The sequence below is a fragment of the Mycolicibacterium neoaurum genome (assembly GCF_036946495.1).
GTDB lineage: Bacteria > Actinomycetota > Actinomycetes > Mycobacteriales > Mycobacteriaceae > Mycobacterium > Mycobacterium neoaurum_B.
On the sequence record NZ_JAQIIX010000002.1, the window covers coordinates 247,001 to 260,374 of the forward strand.

The window sequence follows — 13,374 nt, forward strand, 5'->3', positions numbered from 1 at the left end:
TCAGGGGCGTCGGCTAGCTACCGGGGTGAGGCGCAAGCTGGACTATCCGCTCGGCCCGCCGCAGTACCGGGGCATCCACCATTATGCCCTCGAAGGCGAATGCGCCCCGGTGGTTTGCCGCGGCGGCCAGCACGTGTCGCGCCCACTGCACCTGCTCCCCGGTGGGTGCGTAGCCGTCCCGGATCACGCTGACCTGTGTCGGGTGCAGCGCGACCTTGATATCGAAGCCGACGGCGACGGCATCGTCGGTCTCGCGGCGCAGCCCTTCGAGATCCTTGATGTCGATGTACACCGAGTCCAGCGCGAGCTTGCCGTGGGCCTTGGCGGCCAGCAGCGACTGCGACCGGACATGTCTGGCGACGTCCCGGTAGGACCCGTCGGCCACGCGATTGGTGGTACCACCGAGGGCACCGAACAAATCCTCAGCACCCCACATGACGCCGATGGTGTTGGCCGCGGCAGCCGACTCGGCCACGTTGAGCGCGCCCAGCGGGGTCTCCACGATCAGGACCACCTGCAGCGGCGCCAGCGTGGTCACGTGTTCGGGTGACTCACATTTGGGCAGCATGACCGTGGTGTAGCCGGTGCGGCCCAAAGCCTCCAGGTCCAGCCGCTGGTCCTCGGTGCCGTGCGGGTTGATCCGGATGACGGTGCGCGACGGGTCCAGCGGGGTGTCGACGATGGCCTCGCGAGCGGCGGGCTTGTCACCGGCACCGTCCTCGAGGTCGAGGATGACGACATCGGCCGCGGCCGCCGCCTTGGCGAAACGTTCGGGACGATCGGCCGGACAGAAGATCCATGCCGGACCGCTGTTGGCGAAACTCACCTGTCCTCCTGAGGCCTCTTGCGCACCATCGTCTTTCGCGATGCGGTCGCGACGATGTCACCGTGTTGGTTGCGGCCGACGTGGGCGAAGGTGACGATGCCCTCGCCGGGGCGGCTTTTGGACTCTCGCTTGTCCACCACCTCGGACTCGGCGTAGAGCGTGTCACCGTGGAAGAGCGGCTTGGGAAAGGCGATCTCGGAGAATCCGAGGTTGCCGACGATGGTGCCCTGGGTGAGCTGGGCGACCGACAGCCCGACCAGGGTCGACAGGGTGAACATGGAGTTGACCAGTCGCTGGTTGAACGGCGGCAGCGCATCGGCGAAGGCCGCGTCCAGATGTAATGCCTGGGTGTTCATCGTCAAGGTGGTGAACAGGACGTTATCGGCTTCGGTGATCGTGCGGCCCGGGCGGTGCAGGTACAGCACCCCGGTCTCGAACTCCTCGAACCACAGCCCGCGCTGCTCGACCGTTCGCTTCGGGGTCGGGCCATTCATCACAGACCCAACCCCCGCGCGATCAGCATCAGCTGCACTTCCGTTGTGCCCTCGCCTATTTCGAGGATCTTGGAGTCACGGTAGTGGCGAGCCACCGAGTACTCGTTCATGAACCCGTAGCCACCGAAGATCTGGGTGGCATCGCGGGCATTGTCCATGGCCGCCTCGCTGGACACCAGCTTTGCCACCGACGCCGCCTTCTTGAAGGGTTTACCCGCCAGCATCAGCGCGGCCGCGTCGTAGTAGGCGGTGCGCGCGACATGCGCGCGCGCCTCCATCCGGGCGATCTTGAAGGCGATGGCCTGGTAGCTGCCGATGGCCGCACCGAACGCCTCGCGTTCCTTGGCGTATTTCACGCACTCGTCCACGCAACCCTGTGCGGCGCCCACCGACAGCGCAGCGATCGCGATGCGGCCCTCATCGAGGATGCTCAGGAAATTGGCGTACCCGCGCCCTCGGGCACCGAGCAGATTTTCCCGAGGCACCCGCACATCATCGAAGCTCAGCGGATGGGTGTCCGAGGCGTTCCAGCCAACCTTGTTGTACGCCGGTTCGGCGGTGAACCCCGCCGTCGGGACCGGCACCAGGATGGCAGAGATCTCCTTCTTGCCCTCGGTCTCACCGGTGACGGCCGTGACGGTGACCAGTTTGGTGATATCGGTACCGGAATTGGTGATGAACTGCTTGGAGCCATTGATAACCCAGTCCGAACCATCCTCCTTCGCCGTCGTCTTGGTGGCACCGGCGTCGCTACCGCCGCCGGCCTCGGTGAGCCCGAAGGCACCAAGGGCCTTGCCGCTGGCCAGCAGCGGCAGCCACTGCTGCTTCTGCGCGTCGTTGCCGAATCGGTAGACCGGCATGGCACCGAGGGAGACACCGGCTTCCAGCGTGATGGCCACGCTCTGGTCGACCTTGCCGAGTTCCTCCAGCGCCAGGCACAGCGCGAAGTAGTCGCCGCCCATGCCGCCGTATTCCTCGGGGAACGGCAGTCCGAACAGGCCCATCTCGGCCATGCCGTCGACGACCTCATACGGGAAGCTGTGCTCGGCATCGTGTTTGGCGGCCACCGGTGCCACGACGCTCTGCGCGAAGTCGCGGACGGTCTTGGCCAGCTGGGCGTAATCGTCGGGCAGTGTGCCCGTGGACAGGTAATCGGTCATCGTTGGGACTCCTTGCTTGCGGTGATGCGGGCAAGGGGCTGCCCGACCTTGACCTGGTCGCCGACGGCGACAAGTAGCTCCGCGACACCGTCGACGGGTGCCTTGAGCGCGTGTTCCATCTTCATCGCCTCGACGGTCACGACGACCTCCCCGGCGGACACGTCGGCGCCGCTGTCGACACCCACCGCGACCACGGATCCCGGCATGGGGCTGAGCAGTTCGGCATCACCGGCGTGCGCGTCGTCGGCGCGCACCGATGCCTCGCGAACCTCGCGCACCACGATGGTGTGGTCCGGACCTGCCAGCCAGATATCAGCGCCGTCGGCGGCGACCACGAACTCGCTGCGCAGGCCGTCGATGACGAGCGTGAGCACCCGCCCCGTCAGCGTGGCGCTCATCCGATGGCCCGCGCCGTGTTCGACGGTGGCCGTAGCCGATTCGGGTGTGCCGGTCAGGTGTACGTGCTCGATGCGCTCCCCCGCTGCCAGCCGCGCCACGGTCGGGGCATGTGCGCCGGTGCGCCACCCTGAGGGTGCCGACCACGGGTCATCGCCGCGAGTCTGCCAGGCCAGCAGCCAACGGAAGGTCGCCGCAGCGATCAGGTCGGTGTCATCAGCCCGCGGGGCAAGGTAATCGGGTAACCGTCGGTCCAGCAGTCCGGTGTCGAGGCGGCCCGCCTGCACATCGGGATCGGCGAGCAGGAACCGCAGGAAATCGATGTTGGTGGTGACGCCGAGGACAGCGGTGTCGGAGAGTGCACGGTCCAGACCGCGCAGGGCTGCATCGCGGTCCGGCCCGTGGGCGATCACCTTGGCCAGCATCGGGTCATAGTCGCTGCCCACCACCGTGCCGGGATGGATCCCCGAATCGATTCGCGTCGTGCCGTTTCGCCGGTTGCCGCTCGGTTCGACGATATCGAGCACCGTGCCGCCGGTCGGCAGGAATCCGCTGCCGGGATCCTCGGCGTAGACCCGCGCCTCGATGGCATGCCCGTCCAGAGTGATATCGCTCTGCGCAAGGTGTAGCGGGTCTCCGGCGGCGATACGGATCTGCTGTTCGACCAGATCGACGCCGGTGACCATCTCCGTGACGGGGTGCTCCACCTGCAGGCGGGTATTCATCTCCATGAAGAAGAACTCGTCGGGACGGTCGGCCGAGACGATGAATTCCACGGTGCCCGCACCGGTGTAGTCCACGCTGCGGGCGGTATTGCATGCCGCCTCGCCGATCCGGGCCCGGGTGGCCGCATCCAATAGCGGCGACGGTGCCTCCTCGATCACCTTCTGGTGGCGGCGCTGCAAGCTGCATTCACGCTCGCCGAGGTGGATCACGTTGCCGTGGTTGTCGGCCAGCACCTGGACCTCGATGTGCCGGGGGTTCAACACGAACCGTTCCAGGAACAGCGTGTCGTCGCCGAATGCCGATGCCGCTTCGCGCCGCGCCGAGACCAGGGCCGACGGCAGCTCTTCGGCATCGTGCACCACCCGCATGCCCTTGCCGCCGCCGCCCGCGGACGGTTTGACCAAGACCGGAAAGCCGACTTCGGGTGCGCCGGCGATCAGCTCATCGTCGGTCAGCCCGGGCCGCGAGATGCCGGGCACCACCGGGACATCGAACTCCGCGACCGCCGCCTTGGCCGCGATCTTGTCACCCATCGTCTTGATCGCGCGCACCGGTGGGCCGATGAACACGATGCCAGCTTCGTACAGGGCTGCCGCGAAATCCGCGTTCTCGGCCAGGAATCCGTAGCCGGGATGCACGGCCTGCGCACCGGTGCGCCGAGCCGCATCGACGATGGCGTCGATGTTCAGATAACTCTGCCGGGCCGCGGCCGGACCGATCCGCACGCTCGCGTCGGCTTCCAGGACGTGCCGGGCACCGGCGTCGGCGTCGCTGTAGACCGCGACCGACCGGATACCCAGCGCGCGTAGCGACCGGATGACGCGGACGGCGATCTCACCGCGGTTGGCGACCAACACAGTGTCGAAGAGTCGGGTAACCATCTGCATCACATCCTGAATACGCCGTAGGACACCGGCTCCAACGGAGCCTGTGCGGCCACTGACAGGGCAAGTCCCAGAACCGTTCTGGTGTCGGCGGGATCGATCACACCGTCATCCCACAGGCGTGCGGTCGAGTAGTAGGGATTGCCCTGGTGTTCGTATTGCTGGCGGATCGGCGCCTTGAAGGCCTCCTCCTGCTCCGGTGTCATCTCGCCTCGCACGGTGGCCAGCACCGAGGCGGCCTGCTCACCACCCATCACCGAGATGCGGGCATTGGGCCACATCCACAGGAACCGCGGCGAGTACGCCCGTCCGCACATCGAGTAGTTGCCCGCACCGTAGGAGCCACCGATCACCACCGTCAGCTTGGGCACCCGCGCGCATGCGACCGCGGTGACCATCTTGGCGCCGTGCTTGGCGATACCGCCTGCCTCGTAGTCGCGGCCCACCATGAAACCGGCGATGTTCTGCAGGAACACCAGCGGGGTGTTGCGCTTGTCGCACAGTTCGATGAAATGTGCACCCTTGACCGCGGATTCGCCGAACAGCACACCGTTGTTGGCGACGATGCCGACGGGGTGGCCGTGAATGTGAGCGAAACCGGTGACCAGCGTGGTGCCGTATTCGGCCTTGAACTCGGCGAATTCGCCGCCATCGACGATCCGGGTGATCACCTCGTGCACGTCATAGGGCACCCGCGAATCGACCGGCACCACATCGTAGAGCTCGGACTGATCGGCGATCGGATCGACGGCGGGTCGCATCTGCCACGGCGGGTCCTGACGCGGGCCGAAGGTGGACACGATGCGCCGGACGATGCGCAGCGCATCGCGGTCGTCGTTGGCGAGATGATCTGTCACACCGGAGGTCTTGGAGTGCAGGTCGCCGCCGCCGAGTTCCTCGGCGGTGACCACTTCACCGGTCGCGGCCTTCACCAGGGGCGGGCCGCCCAGGAAGATGGTGCCCTGGTTGCGGACGATGACGGCCTCATCGCTCATCGCCGGGACGTACGCGCCACCGGCGGTGCAGGACCCCAGTACCGCGGCGATCTGCGGGATGCCCTTGGCGCTCATGGTGGCCTGGTTGAAGAAGATTCGCCCGAAGTGTTCGCGGTCGGGGAACACCTCGTCCTGGCGTGGCAGGAAGGCGCCGCCGGAATCGACGAGATAGAGACACGGCAGCCGGTTCTGCGCGGCGATCTCCTGGGCGCGCAGGTGCTTCTTGACGGTGATCGGGTAGTAGGTGCCGCCCTTGACGGTGGCGTCGTTGGCCACCACCATGCATTCGCGTCCGCTCACCCGGCCTACACCGGCGATCAGTCCGGCACCCGGGCATTCGTCGTCGTACATGCCGTCGGCGGCCAGTGGCGCGATATCGAGGAACGGGCTGCCCGGGTCCAGCAGGGTGTCCACCCGGTCTCGAGGTAACAGTTTTCCGCGCCCCACATGCCGGTCCCGCGCCTTGTCCGGTCCGCCGCGTGCCGCGGTGGCCAGTTTGGCGCGGAGTTCGGATACCAGCGCGGTGTGCGCTTCACGATGCGTCATCGATGAACCCGTCCATTTGAGTTAATCATGATTAACTCGTGGTATGTTAATCCGAATTAACTCAAATGTCTACGTTCGAGATGGATCCGGGGATGCCCACTGAGACACCGCGCAGCAGAGCCAAATCCGACCGACGTGACCAGTTGATCGCCGCGGCGGAGCGGTTGGTCGCCGAACACGGGTACCTGTCGGTCCGTTTGGAGGACATCGGCGCGGCGGTCGGCGTCAGCGGTCCGGCGATCTACCGTCACTTCGCCAACAAGGAGGCCCTGCTGGTCGAGTTGCTCGTCGGGATCAGCACCAGATTGCTGGCCGGCGGGCAATCCGTCGTCGCCGAGGCAGCCGGGGCCCGCGAAGCGCTGGACGGCCTGATCGAGTTCCACCTCGACTTCGCCCTCGGCGAATCCAATCTCATCCGCATCCAGGACCGCGACCTCAGCCATCTGCCGGCGGCCGCGGCGCGACAGGTGCGGAAAGCGCAGCGTCAGTACGTCGAGATCTGGGTCGACGTACTGCGCCGGATCGACCCCGATATCGACGAGGCCGACGCCCGGGTGATGGCCCATGCCGCATTCGGCCTGCTCAACTCCACTCCGTACAGCCTCAAGGCCCCCAGTACCACGCACTCGTCCAGGCCGGTGCTGCGGGCGATGACGGTCGCGGCGTTGACCGCCGCCCACCGAAATCCGTAGCCGCGCGGGTACCGTGGGGCCCATGAGGTGGGCATGACCGAATATCCCCGTCGGGACGAGCCGACCCGTCGGCTCGACGGTGGCCAGTACGGCTATCCCGGGTACTCCGACCCCGCGTACGCGGGTCAGAACCCCTACAGCGCTCGGCCCACCGAGCAGATCCCGGCCTATCCGGCCTACGGTTACGACCCCTACACCGGTCAGTACGGCGGCACACCACCGCCCCCGCCGCCGGGAGCTCCCGAACCACCGGAGCCGCCGCGCACCCCGCGCTGGTTGTGGGTGGTCGCCGGTATCGCGGTCGTCACCGTCATCGGGTTGGTCATCGCATTGGTGATCGTCAACAGCAGCCAGCAGCAAACCGTGCTGGCGCCCGTGCCCTCGCTGACCGAACCGACCGTCACGCCGGCGCCGACCACCACCACCCGGCGCCCCACCACGACGACCAGCCCACGCACCGCCGCGCCGGCACCCAGCACGACACCGTCGACCACCGCGCCGTCGACCGCCGGCACCACCGAAACCGTCGTCTACACCGTCAGCGGGCAGGGCCGCGCCATCAACATCACCTACGTCGACAACGGCGGCGTCCTGCAGACCGAGTTCAACGTGGTCCTGCCCTGGAGTAAAGAGGTGTCGCTGCCGGGCCCGGCCAACCAATCGGCCAGTGTGAGCATCATCAACGTCGGCCGAGAGGTCACCTGCTCGATCGACATCGAGGGCGCCCAAGTGCAGCAGCGCACCGGCTCCGGCCTGACGATCTGCAGCCCGCTGCCCTAATGCGCGCCGACGCGGGGGGTCTTGACGCCCAGCATCAGGATCAGGCCGAGACCCAACACCGCGCACAGTCCGCCCATCCCGGCCCGGTCGGTGCCGAACGCGTCGATGAAGAGGAAGAACAACCACGGCGCGAGCGGGGCGGCGGCCCGGCCGGTGGTCATGTACAGCCCGAACGCGACGCCTTCCTTGCCCGCGGTGGACATCCGCAGCATCTGGGTGCGCGCCGCCGATAGCGTCGGGCCGATGAACAGACACAACAGCAGCCCGCACACCCAGAACGCCAGCTGACCCGACAACGTCATCAGCGTCAGCCCGACGATGATCATCAGCGACAACGCGCCCAGGATCACCGGCTTGGCCCCGAATCGGTCGTCGAGCAACCCGCCGACCACCGCGCCCAGCGCAGCAACCAAGCAGGCGCACACCCCGAACAGCAGCACGCTGGCCGGGGAGATGCCGTACACATTGACCCCGAGCACCGCGCCGAAGGTGAACACTCCGGTGAGACCGTCGCGGAACACCGCGCTGGCGACCAGGTAATAGACGACGTTGCGGTCACGGCGCCACTCGCTGCGCACCTCGTGCCACAGCTTGCGGTAGGAGGCGATGATGCCGATCGGCCGATGTGCGGCGTCCGCAGGCGGATTCGGCCCCTTGAGCACCAGCGGCAGCGCGAACACCAGGAACCAGGCGGCGGTCAGCAGCATCGCGGCCCGCACATTCTGGCCGTCGTCGGTGGGCAGCCCGAGCAGGCCACCGTCACCGGAGATGAACAGGGCGTAGATGATCAGCAGCAGGCCCACGCTGCCGCCGTAGCCGACCGCCAGCCCGGCCCCGGAGATGCGTCCCGAGGTTGCCGGTGTGGACAGCTGACTCAACATCGCGTTGTAGGGCACGGTCGCCAGGTCGTTGCAGGCGGCGGTGATGGCCAGCAGCGCCAGCCCGGCCCACAGATACGAATAGTTGGTGCCGATGAAGCTCATGCCGGCCACCAGCACCACGACCGCACCCGTGAGCAGTGCCAGGGCGCGGCGGCGACGGTGCGGCGCGTCGACCCAGACACCGGTGATCGGCGCGAGCAGCGCGACGATCAGGCCGGCCACCGTGAGCGCACGACCCAGCCAGCTCGACGGGGAAGTCTCCCCCGGCAACCCGTCGCCGACGGCGTTGGTGAGATAGACGGAGAAGACGAAGGTGACCACGATCGCGTTCACCGAGGTGGCACCGCAGTCGTAGAGAACCCACGATCGGACCTGGGACCGCCGGGCCGTATCGGGCGCCGACCCGGGGCTGCTCATGGCCGTCACCCTAACGGTCCCTACGATTTCTCCCATGCCAGTACCCGCTCCCCATCCCGATGCCCGCGCGGTCGTCACCGGCGCCTCGCAGGGCATCGGTGAGGCCCTTGCCTTCGATCTCGCCGGACGCGGCCACCATCTGATCGTCACCGCGCGCCGCGGTGATGTGCTGACCGACCTCGCCGAGCGCATCACCGCCCGCCATGGTGTGACGGTCGAGGTGCGCGCGGTCGATCTGGCCGACCCGGCCGCCCGTGAGGTGTTCTGCCAGGAGCTTGCCGGGCGCAACATCTCGATCCTGTGTGCCAATGCCGGCACCGCCACCTTCGGGCCGCTGGCCAAGCTCGACCCCGCCGGTGAGAAGGCGCAGGTGCAGCTCAACGCCATCGCGGTGCACGATCTGTGTCTGGCCGTGCTGCCGGGCATGCTGGAGCGGCGGGCCGGCGGGATCCTGATCTCCGGGTCGGCGGCGGGTAACTCCCCGATCCCGAACAACGCCACCTACGCGGCGACCAAGGCGTTCGCCAACACCTTCAGCGAGTCGCTGCGCGGTGAGGTCAAGAAGGACGGCATACACGTCACGCTGCTGGCGCCAGGACCGGTGCGCACCGAGCTGCCGGATATCTCCGAGCAGTCGCTGGTGGAGCGTCTGATCCCGGATTTCCTGTGGATCAACACCGAGTACACCGCCAAGGTGTCACTCGACGCTCTGGAAGCCAACAAGATGCGCATCGTGCCGGGTTTGACGTCCAAGGCGATGTCGGTGGCCAGCGGGTACGCCCCGCGCGCGATCGTCACCCCGATCGTCGGGGCGGTCTACAAGAAACTCGGCGGCGAGTAGCGATTTCGGCGCGCAGACGCTCGGTCAGCGAGCGCGAGCGCGCCGAAATCACCGCCGCCGACGCCGGCCGGTGCCGAAGATGCTGCGGGTGATCTCGCGCCCGATCACCGTGCCCGCCGAGCGCATGGCGCTCTTGAACGCGGGGCTGTCCACCACCTTGTCCAGCAGGCTCGGCTCCATCGGGGCCGGCGGCGGGTAATCGGGGATCGCGACCGGATCCGGATACAGCGGCGGCGGCAGATCAGGCACGGTCGCCGCCGGCGGGACCGGCGGCGGGGGTGGTGCCAGCCGGGCGGTAAGCAACTCGTAGGCCGACTCGCGGTCGATGGTCTGCCCGTACGTCGCCTGCAACGGGCTGGCCTGCGCCGCCGCCCTGATCGCGTCGGGGCCGATGGTGTCCATCAGCGAGCGCGGCGCCCGCATCCGGGTCCAGGCGACCGGGGTGGGTGCACCGCTCTCCGAAAGCACCGTGATGACCGCCTCCCCGATGCCCAACGATGTCAGCGCCGATTCGAGGTCGTAGGTGGTGGTCTTGGGATAGGTGCGGACGGTCTTGGACAGCGCCTTCTGATCATCGGGGGTGAACGCGCGCAAGGCATGCTGCACCCGCGCGCCCAGCTGGCTGAGGACGCCGTTGGGTACATCGGTGGGCAGTTGGGTGCAGAAGAAGACGCCGACGCCCTTGGAGCGGATCAGCTTGACGGTCTGCTCCACCTGGGACAGGAACGCCTTTGAGGCATCCTCGAACAGCAGGTGCGCCTCGTCGAAGAAGAACACCAGCTTCGGCTTGTCCAAGTCGCCCTCCTCGGGCAGCGTCGTGAACAGGTCGGCCAGCACCCACATCAGGAAGGTCGAGAACATCACCGGGCGGGCCGCCTGCGCACCGAGCTCCAGCAGCGTGATGACGCCGCGGCCCTGTGCGTCGAACCGGATCAGGTCCTTGGGCTCCAGCTCCGGCTCGCCGAAGAAGGTGTCCGCGCCCTCGGCCTCCAGGTTGACCAGCGCCCGCAGGATCACCCCGGCCGTCGTGGTCGACACCGCTCCGAGCGCCTTGAGTTCAGGTTTGCCCTCGTCGCTGATCAGGTATTGGATGACCGCCCGCAGGTCTTTGAGGTCCAGCAGCGCCAGCCCCTTCTGGTCGGCGAAGTGGAAGATCAGTCCGAGCGTCGATTCTTGGGTTGTGTTGAGCCCGAGCACCTTCGACAGCAGGATCGGGCCGAAACTGGTGATGGTGGCCCGCACCGGGACACCGATCCCATCGGTGCCCAGGGACAAGAACTCCACCGGGTGGGCGGCAGGCACCCAGGCATCGCCGGTGTCGGCGGCGCGTTGCAGCGTCCGGTCACTCGCCACACCCGGCTGCGACAGGCCCGACAGGTCACCTTTCACATCGGCCATCACCACGGGCACCCCGGCGGCCGAGAGCTGCTCGGCCATCAGCTGCAGTGATTTGGTCTTACCTGTGCCGGTGGCGCCGGCGACCAGACCGTGCCGGTTCACCATCGCCAGCGGGATACGGACCGCCGCGCCCGGGTCGACGACCCCGTCGACGACGACTGCGCCGAGCTCCAGCGCCTGTCCCTGGGTGGCATAACCTGCGGCGATCTGCTGTGCGGGGGTCTGCTCGGGGTGCACCGTCATGCGGCAGACATTACTGAAGCGCACCCCGCCGGGACGGGTTCACGCAGCTGATCATCGGCGGTGGGAATACTGTGGATCGCTGTGCGTGAAGAACTGGTGTGGATCGACTGCGAGATGACCGGACTCGATCTGAAGTCCGACAAGCTCATCGAGATTGCCGCGTTGGTCACCGATGCCGACCTCAACGTCCTCGGCGACGGTATCGACGTGGTGATCCACGCCGAGGCCGAGGACCTGTCCGGCATGGTCGAGGTGGTCGCCAAGATGCATGCGAACTCCGGGCTGGACAAGGAGGTGCTGGCCTCCGACGTCGACCTCGCCACCGCCGAGACGATGGTGCTGGACTACATCCGCAGCCATGTGAAGACAGCCAAAACCGCTCCGCTGTGCGGCAATTCGATCGCGACCGACCGCGGTTTCATCGCCCGCGACATGCCTACCCTGGACAACTACCTGCACTACCGGATGATCGACGTCAGCTCGATCAAGGAACTGTGCAGGCGCTGGTACCCGCGGATCTACTTCGGTCAGCCCGAGAAGGGTCTGGCCCACCGCGCGCTGGCCGATATCCACGAGTCCATCCAGGAGCTCAAGTACTACCGGCGCACCGCATTCGTGGCCGCCCCCGGCCCGTCGACCAGCGAGATCGCCGCGGTCGCCGCCGAGCTGGGCCCCAACTCCAGCGCGCCGAACCAAACCGATTCGGTGTAACGACCCTCATGCGGTTAAGATCGTCAGCGCCGCTCACGCGGCAATGGTGGCTGTAGTTCAGTTGGTAGAGCACCAGGTTGTGATCCTGGCTGTCGCGGGTTCGAGTCCCGTCAGCCACCCGGTAACGGGAACGCCGCCCACTCAGGTGGGCGGCGTTTTCGCGTTCGAGGTCCCGGTTCGGAGAAAAAGCGGCGCGTTTCCAAGATTCCGTCAAGCACCGGCAGGATGATTTGGCAGGTGGGGACCTCCAAGACCGTCGCAGGGCTGGCATGCCTGGCACTGCTGGCGGCCGGCTGCGGCACCGCGGTCTCCAGTGGACCCACCATCGCGCATGACGCACCCACCCGCGTGATCGACCGTGACGTCCCGTGGGCGCAGGTCGGATCGGGTTGGACGCTGGCCACCTGGGCCGAAACGCCCGACACCACCACGCTGACGCTGGTCGGCCCGGCCGGTGACCGGCATCGGATCACCGAACTGCCCGCGACCTATCGACTCACCGACTGGTCCGGTGACGGCAGGCGCGCGCTGTTCAGCTCCAGCGATTACGACGCGGGCGCCTATGGCACCACGACGCTCACCGAACTGGACCTGAGCACCGGTGCCACCACGGTCACCACCATGGAGGGACGCATCGCGGCCCGCTACACCCGGCCCACCGGCAAGGCCCTGTTCGTCACCGACGAGGATCGCCGGACCCTGCGTCGCGTCGACCTCGGCGGCGTCGAACAACTCTCCTACGCCACCGACCGGCTGGGCGCCGCCGGCACGTTCAACGGGCACCACCTGGCCAGCATCGACGGCACCCTGCTGGTGCTCGGCGCCGACAAGGGCCTGGCCGTCGTCGGCAACAACGGCCGGTTACGCGACCACCTCGATCTGCCGGGGCCGAACACCAACTGTGTGCCGGTGCGCTGGTGGAACAGCGGCGCGGTGCTGGCCCGGTGTTCGGACGCTGAGCTGATCGGCAATCAGCTGTGGCAGATCCCGCTGGACGGTTCGACGCCGACCGCGCTCACCGCGTTCAGCTCGGGCCGTCGCGATGACTACGGAGATGTCGCGGCCTGGCGGTTGCCCAGTGGCGCCTACTTCCAGTCACTGGGCCCGTGCGGGGCCACCTCGCTGATGCGTGACACCTCCCAGCGCCGCGACGCGCTGCTGGCCGTACCCGGGGTGGACGCCGGGAGATCCGTGCTGGTCGTCGGCGCCAGCGGCGGGACGCTACTGCTCCGGGTCACCGATTCCTGCGGACCGGGTATCGCCCTGATCGCCTATGACACCGGCGCCGGGACCTCCCGTGTCCTGCTGGGTCCCCCGGCCACTGCTGGTCGGGTGTCGGCGGCGCTGGCGTTCAGCGACGACAGGTAGCGATGAGTTGTGCCCG

Annotated in this window: 12 protein-coding genes and 1 tRNA gene; 6 read left to right on the forward strand and 7 right to left on the reverse strand. The window is 67.5% G+C overall.

Annotated elements, in window-relative coordinates; all coding sequences use genetic code 11:
- Positions 1–13: 13 nt before the first annotated feature.
- From PGN27_RS06605 to PGN27_RS06625, 5 genes are read right to left on the reverse strand one after another with little or no spacing between them, the layout of a single operon-like run.
- Entirely contained in the window at positions 14–826 is an 813-nt protein-coding gene (locus PGN27_RS06605) for an HpcH/HpaI aldolase/citrate lyase family protein (RefSeq protein WP_335325448.1), read from the reverse strand.
- Positions 823–1,320, reverse strand: a complete 498-nt coding sequence (locus tag PGN27_RS06610) for a MaoC family dehydratase (RefSeq protein WP_335325449.1) — start codon at positions 1,318–1,320, stop codon at positions 823–825. The genes PGN27_RS06605 and PGN27_RS06610 overlap by 4 nt, the downstream gene beginning before the upstream one ends.
- A complete protein-coding gene (locus PGN27_RS06615) occupies positions 1,320–2,480 on the reverse strand; it encodes an acyl-CoA dehydrogenase family protein (protein ID WP_335325450.1) in 1,161 nt (386 codons plus the stop codon). Before PGN27_RS06615 ends, PGN27_RS06610 begins: the two co-directional genes overlap by 1 nt.
- The gene (locus tag PGN27_RS06620) at positions 2,477–4,483 is read right to left on the reverse strand and encodes an ATP-binding protein (protein WP_335325451.1); all 2,007 of its coding nucleotides are present in this window, start codon (positions 4,481–4,483) and stop codon (positions 2,477–2,479) included. Before PGN27_RS06620 ends, PGN27_RS06615 begins: the two co-directional genes overlap by 4 nt.
- Positions 4,484–4,488: 5 nt before the next feature.
- Positions 4,489–6,027, reverse strand: coding sequence for a carboxyl transferase domain-containing protein (locus PGN27_RS06625; RefSeq protein ID WP_335325452.1), 1,539 nt, complete (start codon positions 6,025–6,027; stop codon positions 4,489–4,491).
- An 80-nt stretch (positions 6,028–6,107) separates the two neighbouring features.
- Between PGN27_RS06625 and PGN27_RS06630 the strand changes: the two genes are divergently transcribed.
- Together PGN27_RS06630 and PGN27_RS06635 are read left to right on the forward strand one after the other, a co-directional pair.
- Positions 6,108–6,719 carry an SACE_7040 family transcriptional regulator gene (locus PGN27_RS06630; RefSeq protein ID WP_335328648.1) on the forward strand — a complete coding sequence of 204 codons (612 nt, stop codon included), beginning with the start codon at positions 6,108–6,110 and terminating at the stop codon, positions 6,717–6,719.
- Between the two features lie 33 nt (positions 6,720–6,752).
- Positions 6,753–7,499 carry an MmpS family transport accessory protein gene (locus PGN27_RS06635; RefSeq protein ID WP_335325453.1) on the forward strand — a complete coding sequence of 249 codons (747 nt, stop codon included), beginning with the start codon at positions 6,753–6,755 and terminating at the stop codon, positions 7,497–7,499.
- Here the strand turns inward: PGN27_RS06635 and PGN27_RS06640 are convergent.
- Complete coding sequence (locus tag PGN27_RS06640) at positions 7,496–8,797, reverse strand: MFS transporter (protein ID WP_335325454.1); 1,302 nt, start codon at positions 8,795–8,797, stop codon at positions 7,496–7,498. The two genes, PGN27_RS06635 and PGN27_RS06640, sit on opposite strands and share 4 nt — an antisense overlap.
- A 34-nt stretch (positions 8,798–8,831) precedes the next feature.
- Between PGN27_RS06640 and cmrA the strand changes: the two genes are divergently transcribed.
- The gene (gene cmrA, locus PGN27_RS06645; protein WP_335325455.1) at positions 8,832–9,638 is read left to right on the forward strand and encodes a mycolate reductase; all 807 of its coding nucleotides are present in this window, start codon (positions 8,832–8,834) and stop codon (positions 9,636–9,638) included.
- 48 nt (positions 9,639–9,686) lie between these two features.
- Here cmrA and PGN27_RS06650 read toward each other — a convergent pair whose 3' ends face one another.
- Positions 9,687–11,279, reverse strand: coding sequence for a helicase HerA-like domain-containing protein (locus tag PGN27_RS06650; protein WP_335325456.1), 1,593 nt, complete (start codon positions 11,277–11,279; stop codon positions 9,687–9,689).
- Between the two features lie 81 nt (positions 11,280–11,360).
- On the opposite strand from PGN27_RS06650, the gene orn reads away from it, so the two are divergent.
- From orn to PGN27_RS06665, 3 genes are all read left to right on the forward strand, one after another.
- Positions 11,361–11,990 (forward strand): oligoribonuclease, encoded by a 630-nt coding sequence (gene orn / locus PGN27_RS06655; RefSeq protein ID WP_335325457.1) that lies wholly within the window; start codon positions 11,361–11,363, stop codon positions 11,988–11,990.
- A gap of 46 nt (positions 11,991–12,036) precedes the next feature.
- Positions 12,037–12,109 (forward strand) — tRNA-His (locus PGN27_RS06660).
- Between the two features lie 118 nt (positions 12,110–12,227).
- The gene (locus PGN27_RS06665) at positions 12,228–13,358 is read left to right on the forward strand and encodes a hypothetical protein (protein WP_335325458.1); all 1,131 of its coding nucleotides are present in this window, start codon (positions 12,228–12,230) and stop codon (positions 13,356–13,358) included.
- Positions 13,359–13,374: the final 16 nt, after the last annotated feature.